Origin of the sequence: Pandoraea faecigallinarum (assembly GCF_001029105.3) — a bacterium.
Taxonomy (GTDB): Bacteria; Pseudomonadota; Gammaproteobacteria; order Burkholderiales; family Burkholderiaceae; genus Pandoraea; species Pandoraea faecigallinarum.
Genome location: NZ_CP011807.3, coordinates 2981737 through 2998991 on the forward strand (window position 1 = coordinate 2981737; position 17255 = coordinate 2998991).

The 17255-nt window shown below is 64.5% G+C and carries 12 protein-coding genes; 5 read left to right on the forward strand and 7 right to left on the reverse strand.

The genetic code is table 11. From position 1 onward, the window contains the following. Window positions 1-71 precede the first annotated feature (71 nt). The 4 genes from AB870_RS12920 (at window position 72) to AB870_RS12935 (ending at window position 5390) form a co-directional block, all read left to right on the forward strand. Window positions 72-1310 (forward strand): collagen-like triple helix repeat-containing protein, encoded by a 1239-nt coding sequence (locus AB870_RS12920; RefSeq protein WP_053059353.1) that lies wholly within the window; start codon window positions 72-74, stop codon window positions 1308-1310. An 86-nt stretch (window positions 1311-1396) separates the two neighbouring features. Beyond that, window positions 1397-2140: a MarR family winged helix-turn-helix transcriptional regulator gene (locus AB870_RS12925; RefSeq protein ID WP_053059354.1), complete on the forward strand. Its 744-nt coding sequence runs from the start codon at window positions 1397-1399 to the stop codon at window positions 2138-2140. A 65-nt stretch (window positions 2141-2205) separates the two neighbouring features. Next, on the forward strand, window positions 2206-3552 hold the full coding sequence (locus AB870_RS12930; RefSeq protein WP_053059355.1) for a collagen-like triple helix repeat-containing protein: 1347 nt from the start codon (window positions 2206-2208) through the stop codon (window positions 3550-3552). A 308-nt stretch (window positions 3553-3860) separates the two neighbouring features. Then, window positions 3861-5390 carry a Tle-like phospholipase domain-containing protein gene (locus AB870_RS12935; protein WP_157112313.1) on the forward strand — a complete coding sequence of 510 codons (1530 nt, stop codon included), beginning with the start codon at window positions 3861-3863 and terminating at the stop codon, window positions 5388-5390. Window positions 5391-5493: 103 nt separating this feature from the next. On the opposite strand, the gene AB870_RS12940 is transcribed toward AB870_RS12935, so the two are convergent. The 7 genes from AB870_RS12940 to AB870_RS12970 all read right to left on the reverse strand — a co-directional run bounded on the left by AB870_RS12940 (window position 5494) and on the right by AB870_RS12970 (window position 14842). Continuing rightward, a complete protein-coding gene (locus AB870_RS12940) occupies window positions 5494-5976 on the reverse strand; it encodes a DUF2147 domain-containing protein (protein ID WP_157112314.1) in 483 nt (160 codons plus the stop codon). Window positions 5977-6170: 194 nt separating this feature from the next. Beyond that, window positions 6171-6593, reverse strand: coding sequence for a DUF2147 domain-containing protein (locus AB870_RS12945; RefSeq protein ID WP_047905030.1), 423 nt, complete (start codon window positions 6591-6593; stop codon window positions 6171-6173). Window positions 6594-6665: 72 nt separating this feature from the next. Further along, the gene (locus AB870_RS12950) at window positions 6666-7319 is read right to left on the reverse strand and encodes a DUF2939 domain-containing protein (RefSeq protein WP_053059357.1); all 654 of its coding nucleotides are present in this window, start codon (window positions 7317-7319) and stop codon (window positions 6666-6668) included. Between the two features lie 591 nt (window positions 7320-7910). Then, on the reverse strand, window positions 7911-9008 hold the full coding sequence (gene zapE, locus AB870_RS12955; protein WP_047905031.1) for a cell division protein ZapE: 1098 nt from the start codon (window positions 9006-9008) through the stop codon (window positions 7911-7913). Window positions 9009-9106: 98 nt separating this feature from the next. Continuing rightward, window positions 9107-10537 (reverse strand): dihydrolipoyl dehydrogenase, encoded by a 1431-nt coding sequence (gene lpdA / locus AB870_RS12960; RefSeq protein WP_047905032.1) that lies wholly within the window; start codon window positions 10535-10537, stop codon window positions 9107-9109. Between the two features lie 94 nt (window positions 10538-10631). Further along, the gene (gene odhB / locus AB870_RS12965; RefSeq protein WP_047905033.1) at window positions 10632-11897 is read right to left on the reverse strand and encodes a 2-oxoglutarate dehydrogenase complex dihydrolipoyllysine-residue succinyltransferase; all 1266 of its coding nucleotides are present in this window, start codon (window positions 11895-11897) and stop codon (window positions 10632-10634) included. 89 nt (window positions 11898-11986) lie between these two features. Beyond that, window positions 11987-14842: a 2-oxoglutarate dehydrogenase E1 component gene (locus AB870_RS12970; protein ID WP_418303963.1), complete on the reverse strand. Its 2856-nt coding sequence runs from the start codon at window positions 14840-14842 to the stop codon at window positions 11987-11989. 496 nt (window positions 14843-15338) lie between these two features. Here AB870_RS12970 and AB870_RS12975 point away from each other — a divergent pair, with 496 nt between their 5' ends. After that, a complete protein-coding gene (locus AB870_RS12975) occupies window positions 15339-17231 on the forward strand; it encodes a sulfite reductase subunit alpha (protein ID WP_047905034.1) in 1893 nt (630 codons plus the stop codon). Window positions 17232-17255: the final 24 nt, after the last annotated feature.

The following is a 17255-nucleotide window of genomic DNA, read 5'->3' on the forward strand; positions in this document are numbered from 1 at the left end:
CGCAAACCAACGGCGCCATCGAGCGGTCCTCCGCCAGCCGACACTCAGAACGATCAAGGGAGATAAACATCATGAGCAACGCACTTCAACGCACGCTTCTCGCTTCGGCCGCCATCGCCGTCATCGCCCTCACGGGTTGCTCCAGCGGCGGCGGCGGCAGCGGCGCCACCTCGACCGGCACGACGGGCACGCCGAATGCCGTCGGTACGACGGCAGCGGGCGCGGGCGGCGTCGTCAGCTCGGCAGGCAACGTCGTGAGCGCGCTGGGCGACCAGGTGGCCAGCACGCAGCTTCCGCTCGTGTCCTCGCAAACGTCGCAAGGCATGGGCGGCGCGCTCAAGAGCACGGGTAACGCTGTCAGCGATCTCGGCAACGGGGTGAGCGCGGGCCTCGGCCAAAGCGGCACGTCGGCCGATACCGTGGGCACCACGCTCAAGGTCGGTGTGGCGCCTGCCATTACCGATCTTGGCCACGCAGGCGTGCAACTGGGTAGCGGTATCGCCGGCATCACGAAGGGCAACCCGCTCCAGAACACTCCGGTCGACACGCTGGTCGGCGCCGTAGGCAATGTCGTGGGCACCGTCGGACAGGCCGGCATCGCCGGGGGCGCCATCGCGAGCCAGGCATTCTCGGGCGGCCCGGTGGCGCAGGTGACGCAAACGCTCTCCTCGGCCGTGAATCCGATCACCAATGTCGTCTCCGACACCACTCGCACGGTCGGCAACACGACGGGGCTTGGCGGCCCGCTCAATGGCCTGCTCATCACGACGGGGAATACGGTCGCCGGCCTGGGCGGCCAGATCGGCGCAACGTCCTCGAACGGCGTCGTGAAGTCGCTCGGCAACACCGTCACGGCGACCGGGAATACGGTCGCAACGCTGGGCGGTTTCGTGAACGGCTCGACGTCGACCGGTTCGGCGAATCCGTTCGGCTCGTTGCTCGGCGGTCTCGGAAACACGGCCTCCGGCGGTGGCGGCAGTGCCAGCCCCCTCGGTTCCCTCGGCTCGCTTGGCTCGCTCACCGGCCTGCTTGGCGGCGGCAGCGGCCCGCTCGCCCCTGTCACCGGCCTGCTGGGTGGCCTCGGCGGCACTGGCGGCAGCGGCCCGCTCGCCCCCGTCACCAGCCTGCTCGGCGCTCTGGGCGGCGCAACCTCGGGCGGTGGCAGCAGCAGTCCCCTCGCCCCCGTCACCAGCCTGCTCTCCGGCGTGACGAGCAGCGCAGGTGGCAGCACCGGCAGTGCAAACGGTCTGCTGATCCTGGTGCAGCCGGTCACGAACCTGCTCGGCAGCGTTGCCAGCGTCGGCAAGTAAATCGTTCGACGAGCGGCCCGGCGCGCCTCGCGCCGGGTGCGCGACAACCACCGACAACCACCGATAACCATCGATAAGGAGATGCCATGGCCCGCTTCATATCCGACACCGGCGTTCTGATGCGCGGTCATGGCGAATCCGCCCCGCAAACCTCCGAACCGCTGGCAATGCGCGACGCCGGCAACGGTTACGCCCCCAGCCGCCACACGTACGGCACCGACACGGACGCCGCCTCCGCACCGGTCCCGACGGGTGCGCCGGCCCATGCAACGAACGGAACGAACGGAACGCACGGCACCATGAGCGACCGACACACGAACCGCAACGATCTCGTCGCCGGCATCGTCCGCTCGCTCGGACGCCGGCTCGCCGTGTACACCGCGCTCTATCACGCCGCGCTGGCCGAACAGCTTGGCCTGAACGTCACCGATCTGAACGCGCTCGATCTGATTCTCGAACTCGAATCGATTACCGCTGGGCAGCTCGCCGAACTTATGGGGGTGAGCTCCGGCGGCATCACGACCGTCATCGACCGGCTGGAGCGCGCGGGCTTCGTCGAGCGCGAAAAAAACCCGCACGACCGCCGCATGGTCATGATTCACCCGATCGAAGAGCGCTGTGCGCAGATCGAGCAGTTCCTGTCGTCGGTGTCGCGCGAACTCACCGCCGTGAGCGCCGCGTATGACCATAGCGAACTCGCCGCGATTCACGACTTTCTGGTGCAGAGCATTCGCACGCTCAAGAGCGAGACGTTCCGCCTGCGCTTCGAAGCCGATCAGGACATCGCCGGCCTGGTGTCGAACACGCGCGGCACGTCGTCAAAAACCTGAGCCGGGTGGCCGGTCGCGCGCCCGGTGCGCATGCGACCCAATGTCCCCCATCGAGGAGGTACATCATGTCGAAGATTCTGCGCCCCCTGTGCCTCGCCGCACTTGTCGCCGGCGCGCTCGGTATCACCGGATGCTCCAGCTCGGGCGGCGGCAGCGGCGCCACGGGTGACAGCCCCAACAACCCCAACAACCCAAACAATCCGGACACGCCCACGAATCCGACCCCGCCGACCAACCCGACCTCCAGCAGCAACGGCGTCGTCAGCTCGGTCGGCTCGGTAGTGAGCGCGCTCGGTGATCAGGTGTCCAACACAACCCTTCCCGGCGTTTCGCCGCAGGTCATGCAGGGCCTCGGCGGTGCCGCTTCGCAGACCGGCAAGGCGCTCACCGATCTGGGCAAGGGCGTGGGCGACGGGCTCGGTCAGTTGGGCACGACCGGCGCCAATCCGGTGGGCACCACACTTGCGAGCACCGGCGGTGTCGTGTCGGACCTCGGCAATGCTACAAAGTCGCTCGGCAGTGGCGTGACGGGTATCGGTTACAGCGGCCCGCTCGCCAACACGCCGCTCAGCACCTTGACGGGCGTGCTGGGCAACGTCGTCACGACCGTTGGTCAGGGCGGCGTGAACGGCGGACAAGCCCTCACGCAGGCACTCACGAGTCCTCAGGTCGTTCAGGCGACGGCGGCCCTCTCGTCGGCGATCACGCCGATCACGAATACGGTCGTGACGACCACACAGACCGTCGGCAACGCCACCGGCCTCGGTGCGCCGGTGGCGGGGCTGCTCGGGACGTTGGGCGGCACATTGAACTCGACCGGCGCTCAGGTCAAGGCAGGGGCGCCGAACGGCGTCGTCGCCAGTCTCGGCAACCCGATCATGGCGCTCGGCAATACCGTGACAAGCGCCGGTGGGTTGCTCTCGGGCTCGACCGGAACAACGAGTCCGAACGCGCTGGGTAACGTGCTGGCGAACGTCGGCAATACGACCGTGACGCCCACCGCGGGCAGCGGTAACAATCCACTCGGTGCGCTCACGGGCCTGTTCGGGGGACTGGGGGGGCTGGGGGGGCTGGGTAGCACGACAGGATCGTCGGGCAACCCGCTCGGCCCCATTGCCGGGTTGCTTGGCGGTGTGGCCCACGGCGCGGGATCGTCCGGCGGCAATCCGTTGGGCAGCGTCACCGGACTGTTGAGCGGCGTACCGGGGCTCACCGCTATCACCGGTGCCACTGGCGGGCCGGGCGGGCCGGGCAGCACCGGCGCCGCAAACCCGCTGGCGCCTGTCACGACATTGCTGAGTACGGTCACGACACCGCTCACCTCGCTGGCCAGTGCCGGTTCGGGTAGTCCCGCCGGCGCAGGCAGCCTGCTGGCACCGGTGACGGGATTGCTCGGCGGTTCGGCGAAGTAACCGGCAAGTCATCGCGGGGAAGATCGCGAGGGGGACGTTCGCAGAGCGCAGGCGCTGACGAACGGTGCAGGACGGCAACGCCCGGACAGTGAAGCGACACTGCCCGGGCGTTGTCGTTTGCATTTTCGTTCGGCATGGATTCGTCGGCGCGCCACGATGGCAACGCCGAAAATGAGCCATTCCTGATTTTCCGGAAACACCGGCCTCGCGCAGAATCGCTCGCCTTTGCCTCCGCGATGTGTCATGCCCCCGGCCACGAGCCGGGGTCGTACCACGCGCGGGGGGTCACCATCGCGACGACGACTCTCATGCACATTCCTCCCAGGGCGCTCAGCCCCACGCTGTATCTCAATCTCTTCAGCCCCACTGCCGCGAACAAGCCGGTTCACGATCCCACCGGCGACACCTTGCCCGACACGGCGCACATCGACACGATCGACACCACCGGCATTGCCAACGTGACGGGCACGGCGGGGACCGTCGGCCCCATCGGCACGGTGGAACCCATCGGCACAGTCGGCACCGTCGGCACCGTCGACATGCTCGACATGCTCGACGTGCACTCGCGTGCGATGCCATCCCCATGGTCGGAGCACGCCTGCGAGCACCGCCTCGCGAGCGACGAGTGGAGACGCACGCTCCAACGCGTCGGGCCGCGTCCGCGGCCAGATATCACACCGTCGACCGGCATTCCGCGCGCATTGCACAGTCACCTGCGCAAGCTCAAGCAAGCGTGGCGCGATACAGTGCGACACACCACCGGCGCGACCCCCGCCCCGGTATCGAGCACAGACGGCCGCCAGCAAGCGAGCGCCTATCGCAACGTCCTTTCACAAATGACGCCGCTCGTCGGTGCCGATGCGGCACACGACGCCGCACAGAAAACGTCGAAGCTGGTGCACATCGCGCAGCATGTCGACAGGATCGATGCCTGGATCGAAGCGAGAGGACACCGCGACATCCCCGCCGATTTGCTGGAACAGCGCAACGTGATGGCCGCTGCGCTCATCAACTACGACGTCTATTTCGATCACGCCGTGCCGCAGATCTTGCCCGCGCGTGTGCGGCGTCTGGAAAGTCACGACGACAACGGCCCGGAACAGTCGGGCCACTTCGCGGCAATCTATTCCGACACGCTCAGCTGCAAGATCGTTGTGGCAAACCGCGGCACAGAGATGGGTATCGCGGGGCGCGCGGCCATCGACTGGATGCAGAACGTGCGGCAGGCGCTCGGACTCGCCTCCAGCCAGTACACCCGGGCCATCGGGCTGGCAAGATCGCTCGCATGGAAGTATGGCGCGACGAATCTGGTCTTCACCGGCCACTCGCTTGGCGGCGGCCTGGCGACGGCACAAACGTCCGTCGTTCCGGGTTCGAGCGGTCTGACGTTCGACAGTGCAGGTCTTCACAATCGGACCGTGGCGCGGCATTCGGCGTCTCCCGCCGCGTCGCGTATCAAGGCGTACTACGTGCAAGGCGAAGCGCTCTCTCTGGTGCAGGCGACGGTGAAAAGCGCCGAACATCTGGCCATGCATACCCCGTTCATCGGCAAGGCGATGGGATGGGCCTCGCGGCTGATGATTCCACGACCGGTCGGCCAACGCATCGGCTTACCCGCGGCGTCGCCCCCTGCCGCTCCTGTTGCATGCGACGAGCCGGCTTCCCCGATCCACGACGCAGCGGCTGACACAACCTCGCGCACGTCGCCCGCTCGCGGCATTCGCGGCGCCATCGGGAAACACGCCATGCCGGAAATGATTCACGCGCTGTTCGACAGGCTGCCGAAACGCAAGGCGTCGCGTGACGACATGTGCGGCGTGCGCGGCGTCACGTCGTAAAGGTCGTAGAAGTCGTAGAAGTCGCAAACATCGTAAACGGCAAAGACCCGGACGAAACCTCGTCCGGGTCTTGTTGCATCGAATCTTCGATGGCTGTCGCGGGTTATTGCTCGCGAATCCAGGTCTGCGTGCGGCCGATCAGCGAAATGCCGATGAAGCCGCGCACGTCGAGCTTCTTGCCGCCGTCGATCACGGTCAGCTTGCACTTGTAGTCCTTGCCGTTCTCGGGATCGAGAATGTAGCCGCCACTGTATTCGTCGCCATCCTTTTTGATGCCGCGAATGATTTGCATGCCGAGCATCTTCTGGCCCTTGCGCGCGTCGGTGCACTTCTCGCACACACGCTCCGGATCGTCGTTCGGCCCCAGGCCTTTGGTAATGACGCCCACGTACTCGCCATCCTTTTCCGAGATGGTGACGAGTGCCTTGGGCTTGCCGGTCGCGTCGTCGATGGTCTTCCACACACCCACCGGCGAATTCTCGTCGGCCGCCATCGCCGCCTTTGCCACGCCACCCAACAGCGCCACTGCAACGAGTGCGTGAGCACCCAGACGTCGCCACGACGTCGCGTTAGCCATCTGCATCATGATTGTCATCCTCCCGGATACGGAATTGATTGTCGTAGGACTCACCGTAGCCGCGAAGGACACGCCCCGAAAAACAGGCACCCGGTGCAGGTCTTCCACGCGTGAGTCGCTTTGAAGATTACGCCAAAGGCGTGACGTCGTGCTGAGGAAGTCCTCTAGCCCGGCAACGTCGGAAGCCCCATTGGAGGATGAGGTTACGGCTCGCGAATCCAGGTCTGTGTGCGGCCCAGCAGAGAGATGCCGAAATAGCCTCGAACTTCGAGTTTCTTGCCACCTGCGACGACCCGCATCTTGCAGCCGTATTCGCTGCCGCTGTCGGGATCAAGAATTTTCCCACCGACGTATTCGTCGCTGTCCGCGTCCTTGTGCAAGCCGCGAATGATTTGCAGCCCCTGAAGCTTCTTGTCCTTGCGCCAGTCCGTGCATTCGGTGCAGCGGCGCTCCAGGCCGTCCGGCCTGCCGAGACTGCGGGTCAGCGCCCCCACGATTTCGCCGTTCTGTTCGCTGATCGTGATGAGTGCCTTCGGGTCGCCCGTCTCGTCGACGATGCGCCAAACGCCCACGGGCGAAGATAGATCGGCGCCCGCCACGGCGGCGAGCGCATTGCCCGTCAACATGGCGGCGACACAAAGGCGTCGCCAGGACACCGCATTCAGAATGGCATTCAAGATGGCTACCAATACAAGGGATTACAACGGCGGCAACGCGATCGCCGTCAAACGCCACTGCACGAGATTTCGTCGTGTCAGCGTGAAGGTCACGACCCGTTCGGGACGGTCGCTGCGCGACACGTGCACGAGGAAGTGATTGAAGTCCTGAAACTCGGTGGTCGTGGTGGTGCGCGGCGGCTTGTTTTCCGGGGATCCCGCGCCCGCTGCGGACGAAGAATTCGCGTCACTGTTCGAAGGCGGTGACGCGGGTGATGCCAGTGATGCAGGTGGTGCTGGCGGCGCGCTCGCCTCGGCCGGGGGAGGTGTCACGTCTCGCGGCGCCGGTGCGCCGGGCGCAGGCGGCAACCCCGTGCTGTCGCCGCGCAGCATGGCGGCGACGGCCTGGGGCGTGAGCAGCGCTTCCACCACGCGGTCCGACACCCAGCCACCAAGGGCCAGCGCCAGCGCGCCAAAGGCGTTGCCGCGCTGCTTGTCCATCTGACGCGCCAGCTCGTCGTGAAGACTCGTCTTCAGGCTCTCGCGCACGGCGGGATAGTCGACGTACGACGACAACGTGTCGGCGTCGCGCGCATTGGCGGCATCTCGCGCACGCCACAAGGTGTAGTACGGCGTGCCGAAAAGCAGCCCCAGTATGACGACCAGTGCGACAACGGCAATGGAAAGCTTACGCATGGCAAAACTCCGGCAATCAAAACAGCGCATGGTAGGCGACGTATCGCGACGACCGCCTATCGGCTTACATTGCTTTACAAATCTTTACAGCACGCAGACCGCGGTGCTCTTAATCTCGAAGCGTAGCCGCAATGGCTGCGTCGCGCAGAGGAGCCTGCTCACCCGGCGGATTCGCTCGTGCGCGGCGCGCTTTCGGCCATTCAAGGCAATTCAGGGCAGTCAACCGACAAGGAGGTGGCACCATGCGCACGACGCGTCATGCCCGACTTGTCCGGATGCTATGTTCCGTCATGCTGGCCGGTGCATCGTGGGGGATGTCCTTCGGCGCGGCGGCCGAATCGTCGTCGGGCAGCCGATTCTTCCAGGGCTGGTTCGCGCAAGGCGCCGAACGTCCTAACGGACGCGGAGATAACCATGGCGGCGCACGGTCTGGACCGTCTCGGCCGCAACCCCAGGAAGTCCGGCCCCAGGGCGACCTGCGCGGCGACATCTACAACCACATCCGCGAACAACGGCAATCGCCGCCTCCCCCGCCGCCCTCCGCGCCGCCGGACGCGCGACAGCGAGGGCGTACGGAACGGGGACGTTGAATCACGTCAGCGACGTGTCCACCACACGACGCGGCGCTTCGAGGTACTCCAGCGACTGCATTTCCACCAGACGTGAGACCGTCCGCGTGAACTCGTGGGCCAGCGTGCCTTCCGTGTACAACGCCTCGGCGGGCACTTCCGCCGACATCAGCAACTTGACCTTGTGGTCGTAGAAGACGTCGACGAGCCACGTGAAGCGACGCGCCTCCGAGGCCATACGCGGCGTCATTTTCGGCACATCCGAAAGCACCACCGTGTGGAAGCGATTGGCCAGCTCCAGATAGTCGTTCTGCGAGCGCGGGCCGCCGCACAGCGTATGGAAGTCGAACCACACGACCCCGCCCGCGCGACGCAGCGCCTTGAGTTCGCGCTGCTCGATATGCAGCAGCGGGCTTTCGTCCGGCACGCCGGCGATCTCTCTGAACGCGGCCCGCAAGGCGCGGTTCGCCTCGTTGCCGAGCGGGTAGTGATAGACCTGCACCTGCGCGAGCGTGCGACGGCGATAGTCGATCCCGGCGTCGACATTGAGCACGTCGAGCTTCTCTTCGAGCAGACGAATCGCGGGCAACACGCGATCGCGGTGCAGGCCATCCGGATACAGCGTGTCGGGACGATAGTTCGATGTCATGACGAACTGCACGCCGTTCTTGAACAGTTCGGCCAGCAGACGGTGCAGAATCATGGCGTCGGCCACGTCGGACACGTGAAATTCGTCGAAACAGATCAGGCGGTAACGTTTGGCGATACGCTTGGCCAATTCGTCGAGCGGATCCGGCAGCCCCTTGAGGGCCTGCAGTTGATGGTGCACTTCGCGCATGAACTCGTGAAAGTGCAAACGCGTCTTGCGCTGTAACGGCACGACCGAGTAAAAACTGTCCATCAGGAAGCTCTTGCCGCGGCCCACCCCGCCCCACAGATATACACCCTTGGGCAGTTCCGGATGCACGAGCCACTTCTTCAGCGCGTTCGAGCGCCTCGACTTGTACGCCGCCCATTCGTCGTAGCATTTCTGCAAGCGCTCGACCGCCCGCTCTTGCGCCTCGTCGGGCTTGTAGCCGCGCGCGGCCAATTCCTGTTGGTAGTATTCGCGAACGTTCATGCAGTGCGGCGGCGTCCCGCGCCGGGGGGCAAAGGAAATCGGGGAAAAAACAAAGGCGAGTTGCCTCGCCTTTGTTCATACAGGTAAGCGAAAACGGCTTACTTGTTCAGTGCACGCTTCTCGACATCGAGTGCGGCTTCACGCATCACTTCCGACAGCGAAGGGTGCGGATGGCAGATACGGCCGATGTCTTCCGACGCCGCCTTGAACTCCATCGCCACCACGGCTTCGGCAATCAGATCCGAAGCGTTCAGGCCGATCACGTGCACGCCGAGGATTTCATCGGTCTTGGCATCGGCCAGCACCTTCACGAAACCGTCCGACGAGCCCATGCCCAGCGCACGGCCGTTGGCCGTGAACGGGAACTGACCCGGCTTGAACTCACGGCCTTCGGCCTTCAGTTGCTGCTCGGTCTTGCCGACCCATGCGATTTCCGGCGAGGTGTAGATCACCCACGGAATGCAGTTGTAGTCGATGTGCGGCTTTTGGCCGGCGATGACTTCGGCCACCAGCACGCCTTCATCTTCGGCCTTGTGCGCGAGCATCGGGCCGCGCACCACGTCGCCGATCGCGTACACGTTCGGCAGCTTGGTACGGCAGTGCTCGTCCACGGGAATGAAGCCGCGCTCATCGGTCGCCAGACCGATGTTGCCCAGGCCCAGATCGTCCGTGTTCGGCACGCGGCCGACGGACACGATCAGGCGGTCGACTTCGAGCGTGTGCGCCTTGCCGTCCTTGTCCGTGTAGTTGATCGTGACGTTGTCCTTGCCGGTCTTGACTTCGCCAACCTTCACGCCAACGTTGATGTCCAGACCCTGCGCCTTGAACTGCTTGGCCGCTTCCTTGGCCACGCCGGCATCGGCGGCTGCCAGGAATTCCGGCATGGCTTCGAGCACGGTCACTTCGGCACCCAGACGGCGCCACACCGAGCCCAGTTCCAGACCGATCACACCGGCACCGATCACGCCGAGCTTCTTCGGCACCGTCTCGAACGAGAGCGCACCTTCGTTATCCGAGATGAGCTTGTTGTCGACCGGCATGCCCGGCAGATGGCGGGCCTTCGAACCCGTGGCGATGATCACGTTCCTGGCGGTGACCGTTTCGGGCGCTTCGCCCTTCACGTCGATCTGGTAGCCGCCGTCGCTCTTGGCCTTGAGCTCACCGTGGCCCTTGAGCCACGTGATCTTGTTCTTCTTGAACAGGTATTCGATACCGCCCGTCATCTTGTCGACGATGCGCTGCTTGCGCGCGAGCATCTTGGCGATGTCGATCTTGACATCCGACGTGCTGATACCGTGGTCGGCCAGGTGGTGACCGACCTTCTCGAATTCTTCCGACGAGGCGAGCAGCGCCTTCGACGGAATGCAACCGACGTTCAGGCACGTGCCGCCCAGCACCATCTTGCCGGCCGGGTTGGTCCACTTCTCGACGCAAGCGACCGAGAAGCCGAGTTGAGCGGCACGGATCGCGGCAATATAACCGCCGGGGCCGGCGCCGATAACGACTACATCAAATTCTTTGTTTGCCATTTTGAGACTCAGTGAAGGTTGACGGCAGGGGGAGGCGCGGCGCGCAGGCCATGTCGAACATGGCCGGGCGCCACCGCGCAGTGCGCGCTAACGCTTACAGGTCGAGCAGCAGGCGTGCCGGATCTTCCAGCGCTTCCTTCATGGCGACGAGGCTCAGCACGGCTTCGCGACCGTCGATGATACGGTGGTCGTAGCTCATGGCGAGGTAGTTCATCGGACGGATGACGATCTCGCCGTTTTCCACGACAGGGCGGTCCTTCGTGGCGTGCACGCCGAGAATGGCCGACTGCGGCGGGTTGATGATGGGGGTCGAGAGCATCGAGCCGAACACACCGCCGTTCGAGATCGAGAACGTACCGCCGGTCATTTCTTCGATCGACAGCTTGCCGTCGGCGGCCTTCTTGCCGTACTCGGCGATCTTCTTTTCAATGTCGGCCAGGCTCATCTGGTCGGCATTGCGCAGGATCGGCACCACCAGACCGCGCGGCGAGCCCACAGCGATACCGATGTCGAAGTAGCCGTGATAAACGATGTCGTTACCGTCGATCGAGGCGTTCACGGCCGGGTACTTCTTGAGCGCGTGGACGGCGGCCTTGACGAAGAACGACATGAAACCCAGCTTCACGCCGTGTTCCTTCTCGAACTTGTCCTTGTACTTGTTGCGCAGATCCATCACCGGCTTCATGTTGACCTCGTTGAACGTGGTCAGAATGGCGTTGGTCTGTTGCGACTGGAGAAGACGCTCGGCAATACGGGCGCGCAGACGCGACATCGGCACGCGCTGTTCCGGACGGCCTTCGAGCGACTGGTCGCGGCCCACCGGGGCAGCAACCGACGGCAGTGCGGCGCGTTGTGCCGGGGCCGGGATCGACGAGGCGGCAGCCGCAGCGGGCTTGGCGCCGGCAGCCAGGGCGTCGCCCTTGGTCACGCGGCCGTCGCGGCCCGAACCGGCGACGTCGCCGGCCGACAGGTTCTTCTCGGCCAGCACCTTCGCGGCCGCCGGGCTGGCGATATTGCCCGAAGCGCCACCGGCTGCGGGGGCAGCGGCCGGTGCGGCAGCCGCCGGCGCGGCGGCTTCGGCCGGCTTGGCAGCGACCGGCGCAGCAGCGCCCGCCTTGGCTTCGGTGTCGATCTTGGCGATGATCTGTTCCGACGTCACGGTGTCGCCGGCGGCGGCGGACACTTCGACGAGGACGCCAGCCGCCGGGGCCGGCACTTCGAGCACGACCTTGTCGGTCTCGACTTCGATGATGGTTTCGTCCTGAGCGAATGCTTCACCGACTTTTTTCTTCCAGTCGAGCAGTGTGCCTTCGGAAACCGACTCGGAAAACTGGGGGACTTTGACTTCAACAATGGCCATTTCTGGATCCTGGATTCGATAAACGTTCAATTCGGAAATACGGCAGCGGCCGTCCCTGGGGGAGGACGACCGCTGTAAGACCTAACCGGTTACTGCGCCGCCGTCGCGCCCTTCAGGGTGCGACCGAAAGCAACGTCGAGCAGCGACTTGAGCTGTTCGTAATGCTTGGCGTAGTAACCCACCGCAGGCGAGGCCGATGCCGGACGGCCGGCGTATGCCAGCTTCTGACCAGCGCTCATGGCTTCGAGCAGGTGGTGCTCGATGTAGAACCACGGACCCTGGTTTTGCGGCTCGTCCTGAGCCCACACCACTTCGGCGAGGTTTTCGTACTTCTTCAGCTCGTTCTGGAACGCCTTGTGCGGGAACGGATAGAGTTGTTCCACGCGGATGATCGCGACGTCGGTCGACTTCTCTTCACGACGGCGGGCAATCAGGTCGTAGTACAGGCGGCCAGAGCAGGCGATGACACGCTTGACCTTGTTGGCGTCGATCGTGGCGTCGGTTTCGCCGATGACGGTCTGGAAACCGCCCTTGACGAGTTCCGACAGATCGCTCACGGCTTCCTTGTGACGCAGCAGCGACTTCGGCGTGAACACGATCAGCGGCTTGCGCTGCTGACGGATCATCTGGCGACGCAACACGTGGAAGATCTGTGCCGGCGTGGTCGGCTGAACCACTTCCATGTTCGTATCGGCGCACAGTTGGAGGTAGCGCTCCATGCGTGCCGACGAGTGCTCCGGACCCTGGCCTTCGTAGCCGTGCGGCAGCAGCATCGTCAGGCCCGAGACACGGCCCCACTTCACTTCGCCGCTCGAGATGAACTGGTCGATCACGACCTGCGCACCGTTGGCGAAGTCGCCGAACTGGCCTTCCCACAGCACCAGCGTGTTCGGCTCGGCGGTCGAGTAACCGTATTCGAAACCGAGCACGGCTTCTTCGGACAGCACCGAATCGATCACCGTGAAGTTGGCCTGGCCATCGGCGACGTGTTGCAGCGGGGTGTAGGTACCGTCGTTCCAGCGCTCACGGTTCTGATCGTGCAGCACGGCGTGGCGGTGCGTGAACGTGCCACGGCCGGCATCCTGACCGGTCAGGCGCACGGCGAAGCCCGATGCGACCAACGAAGCGTAAGCGAGATGCTCGCCCATGCCCCAGTCGAGCGGCTGCTTGCCTTCGCCCATACTGCGACGGTCCTTAATGACCTTATCGACGAGCGGGTGAACCTTGAAGTTCTCGGGGATGGTCGTGATGCGCTCGGCCAGTCGCTTGAGTTCCGCGAGCGGCACGGCCGTATCGGCCTTGTCGATGTACTTCTTGTTCAGGAACGGCACCCAGTCGACGGCGTACTTGCTCTTGTAGTTCGAGAGCACCGGATCGATCGTGTGGTGACCGTCGTCCATGGCCGAGCGGTAGGCCTTGACGAAACCGTCGCCTTCCTCGGCCGTGATCACGCCTTGCGTGACCAGCTTCTCGACGTACAGGGCGCGCGTGCCCGGGTGCTGAGCGATCTTCTTGTACATCAGCGGCTGCGTGACAGCCGGCGTGTCCTGCTCGTTGTGGCCCAGTTTGCGGAAGCAAACGATGTCCACCACGGCATCCTTCTTGAATTCCTGACGGAATTCGAGGGCCAGTTGCATCGCCAGCACGACCGCTTCCGGATCGTCGCCGTTCACGTGCAGCACCGGCGCTTCGATCATCTTGACCACGTCCGAGCAATACGTCGTCGAACGGGCATCGCGCGGATCCGACGTGGTGAAGCCGATCTGGTTGTTGATGACGATGTGCACCGTGCCGTGCGTGCCGTAACCACGCGTTTGCGCAAGGTTCAGCGTTTCCATCACGACGCCCTGCCCCGCAAATGCGGCGTCGCCGTGAACCTGGACTGCCAGCACGCTGGCCGCGTCGGCTTCGCCGCGACGGTCCATACGGGCCTTGGCCGAGCCTTCGACCACCGGGTTCACGATTTCAAGGTGCGACGGGTTGAATGCCAGCGACAGGTGGACCGGGCCGCCAGTCGTCGAGACGTCGCTCGAGAAGCCCTTGTGGTATTTCACGTCACCGGCCGGCAGGTCGTCGACGTGCTTGCCTTCGAATTCGGCGAACAGGTCCGACGGCATCTTGCCGAGGGTATTGACCAGCACGTTCAGACGGCCGCGGTGGGCCATGCCGATCACGATTTCCTGCACGCCCTTGCTGCCGGCATGGTGCACGAGTTCGTCCATCGCCACGATGAACGATTCGCCGCCTTCGAGCGAGAAGCGCTTCTGGCCGACGAACTTGGTGTGCAGATAACGCTCGAGGCCTTCGGCGGCGGTCAGACGCTCGAGGATGTGCTTCTTCTTTTCCGCGGTGAAGTTGGGCGTGGCGCGCACCTTCTCCAGACGCTCCTGCCACCAGCGCTTTTGCACCGGATCGCTGATGTACATATACTCGGCACCGATCGAGCCGCAGTACGTGTCGCGCAGCGCCTTGAGCAGATCGCGCAGGCTGGCCTGTTCGAAACCGAAGTACGTGTTCTCGGCCGAGTACACGCTGTCCATGTCGGCTTCGGTCAGGTCATAGAAAGCGGGTTCCAGTTCCGGGATGGCCGGACGTTCCTGGCGCTTGAGCGGGTCCAGATTGGCCCAGCGTGCGCCGAGGAAGCGGTAGGCGGCGACCAGCGACTGCACGTGCACCTGCTTGCGGGCGACGGCCAGGTCGGAAGCACCGGCATGCGACACAAAGGCATTGGCCTTGGCGCGCTGGGCGAACGACTCCACGATCGGGGCGTGAGCCACGTCGTTGGCGTTGGAACCATCAACAGCGGGAACGTTTTGCAGCGCGTCGAAATACTGGCGCCAGTTGTCCGGCACGGAAGCCGGATTATCAAGATACGATTCGTACAGTTCTTCGACGTAGGGGGCATTGCCGCCGAAGAGGTACGAGTTCGCTTGGAATTGTTCCATCAAACTCATTTTGCGCTCACCTTTTCTACGAGTGTCTCGAGAAATAGCGGGTTACGAAACCTTCCGCGACACGGCCTGACCGATTAGCGGATTGCGAGAATCAAGTGGTGCTTGGAAGGACCTGATCAATCACGGCGAGGAGCATAGCACGTTTTCCCGGCAGCCACCGCCCCGGAAAGCCGTCGCACGGGGCCTTGCGGGGTGCCCGTCGCATGGGTTGCGAGCCCCTGCCCCGCGGGCCTCGAACGCCCGTTCGCATTGGCGCGATCCTGCGCGCATCCGACCCCGATTTCGCGTCACCTTCCCTCGATTTGATAGCGAACATGCCGTTATCGCGCGTACTTATGCGTATTCGTATTACGCATTGGGCGCTCCCGTTTGCCCCCACGCCTTATGCCTATATGGAAAAAGGATATATAAAGATTAAATTTTATTATTTTAATTTCTAAGGGCCGGTGACTAAGGTGAATGGGTGTTGCCCGGAGCCCGCATTGCCATGCAAGAGACGCCCCTTACCGCCCAGCAAGCACAGTTACTCAACCAACTGGTGAACGGCCTGTCCGCCGAGCAACTCGCATGGGTGCGCGGTTTTCTCGCCGGGCTCAACCACGCCGTACGATACGCAGGCGCACGGGCACCGGCCGCCGCGACCGCCGGCAGCGCGGCGGCCCAGTTGACCATTCTCTACGGCTCGCAGACGGGCCATGCCCAGGAAGTCGCCGAGCAGGCGAAAGCGCGGGCGGCGGCTGCCGGCTTCAAGGTCGAGCTGTTCGCCATGGGCGACTACAGAGCGTCGCGACTGAAGAACGACAAGTCGCTGCTCGTCGTGGTGTCGACGCAAGGCGAAGGCGATCCGCCGGACGACGCCCGCGGCTTCCACGACTTCCTGCACGGGGACAAGGCTCCCAGACTGAATGGCACGCGCTTCGCCGTGCTCGGGCTGGGAGACTCCAGCTACGAGAAGTTCTGCCAGGCGGGCAAGGACTTCGATGCACGGCTTGCGGCGCTGGGCGCCGAGCGGCTCGTCGCCCGCGTGGACAGCGACGTGGACTACGACGCCCCCGCCGAGCGCTGGATCGACGATGCGCTCGAAGCGTTCGGGCGCCTTGCGGCCGACGCATGCGCACCGTGCGCATCATCCCGGACCGGCCCCTCCCCGGCCGGCCATCCCGCTCAATCCCAGGGCGCCAAACCGCTGAACATCACCGAGACCTTCACACTGGCTGCACTCGCCGGCGGGATGACGTCGACGGCCGTCGCGCAGCACGAGTACGGCCGCAAGCATCCGTTCGACGCGACCGTCCTCGAAAACGTCACGCTGTCCGGACGCGGCTCGTCCAAGGAAGTCCATCACATCGAACTCTCGCTCGAAGGGGCGGGCCTCACGTACGAGCCCGGCGACGCGCTAGGCGTGGTGGCGAGGAACGACTCGGCGCTCGTGGACGCGTTGATCGACGCGCTCGCGCTGGACCCGCAGGCCACGACCACCACGCAGGACAGCACGTTATCGCTTCGCGAGGCGTTTCTGAGCGCCTACGACATCACCACGCTCTCGCGCGCGTTCCTCGAAAAGTATGCGGCGCTGACAGAATCGACGGAACTCGGGGCGTTGCTTGCCGCCGGCAACGAAACGGCATTGCGCGACTATCTGCATGGGCGCGACGTGCTCGACGTCGTCCGGCAGTTCCCCGCGCGCAAGGTCAAGGCCGCCGAATTCGTCGGCACGCTGCGCACGTTGCAACCCCGCCTGTATTCCATCGCATCGAGCCTTGCCGCCACCCCCGACGCCGTTCACATCACCGTGGGCGCCGTGCGATACGACAGTCACGGACGCGCGCGCCGCGGCGTCGCATCGACATATCTGGCCGACCTGGCGCGCGAAGGCGAGTCGGTGGCGGTGTACATCGAGGCGAACCGCAATTTCAAGCTGCCGCAGGACAGCCATGCGCCCATCATCATGATTGGGCCGGGCACGGGCGTCGCGCCGTTCCGGGCCTTCGTGCAAGAGCGTCAGGCGCTCGATGCGCCGGGCAGGAACTGGCTGTTTTTCGGCGATCGAAATTTCCGCACCGACTTTCTCTATCAACGCGAGTGGCAACGCTACGTCAAGGACGGCGCACTCACGAAGATCGACCTCGCCTTTTCCCGCGACACCGGCGACAAGGTGTACGTGCAGCACCGCATGCGCGAGCAAGGCAAGACGCTGTACGCGTGGTTACAGGAAGGCGCGTACCTCTATGTCTGTGGCGACGCCGGACAAATGGCGCGCGACGTGAACGCCGCGCTCGTCGACATCGTCGCCGAACATGGCGCGGTCTCGCCCGACACGGCCGCGGAGTACGTGAAGACATTGCAGCGCGAAAAGCGCTATCAGCGCGACGTGTACTGAATCGCGCGAGAACACCGGCAATAC

Excerpts from the sequence above, each read along its gene's own strand:
- AB870_RS12940 (WP_157112314.1), bottom strand. The coding sequence starts at position 5,976 with ATGATGCAGATGGCTAACGCGACGTCGTGGCGACGTCTGGGTGCTCAC.
- AB870_RS12945 (WP_047905030.1), bottom strand. The coding sequence starts at position 6,593 with ATGTTGACGGGCAATGCGCTCGCCGCCGTGGCGGGCGCCGATCTATCT.
- AB870_RS12935 (WP_157112313.1), top strand. The coding sequence starts at position 3,861 with ATGCACATTCCTCCCAGGGCGCTCAGCCCCACGCTGTATCTCAATCTC.
- AB870_RS12975 (WP_047905034.1), top strand. The coding sequence starts at position 15,339 with ATGCAAGAGACGCCCCTTACCGCCCAGCAAGCACAGTTACTCAACCAA.
- lpdA (WP_047905032.1), bottom strand. The coding sequence starts at position 10,537 with ATGGCAAACAAAGAATTTGATGTAGTCGTTATCGGCGCCGGCCCCGGC.
- AB870_RS12950 (WP_053059357.1), bottom strand. The coding sequence starts at position 7,319 with ATGCGTAAGCTTTCCATTGCCGTTGTCGCACTGGTCGTCATACTGGGG.
- AB870_RS12970 (WP_418303963.1), bottom strand. The coding sequence starts at position 14,842 with ATGGAACAATTCCAAGCGAACTCGTACCTCTTCGGCGGCAATGCCCCC.
- AB870_RS12930 (WP_053059355.1), top strand. The coding sequence starts at position 2,206 with ATGTCGAAGATTCTGCGCCCCCTGTGCCTCGCCGCACTTGTCGCCGGC.
- AB870_RS12920 (WP_053059353.1), top strand. The coding sequence starts at position 72 with ATGAGCAACGCACTTCAACGCACGCTTCTCGCTTCGGCCGCCATCGCC.
- odhB (WP_047905033.1), bottom strand. The coding sequence starts at position 11,897 with ATGGCCATTGTTGAAGTCAAAGTCCCCCAGTTTTCCGAGTCGGTTTCC.
- AB870_RS12925 (WP_053059354.1), top strand. The coding sequence starts at position 1,397 with ATGGCCCGCTTCATATCCGACACCGGCGTTCTGATGCGCGGTCATGGC.
- zapE (WP_047905031.1), bottom strand. The coding sequence starts at position 9,008 with ATGAACGTTCGCGAATACTACCAACAGGAATTGGCCGCGCGCGGCTAC.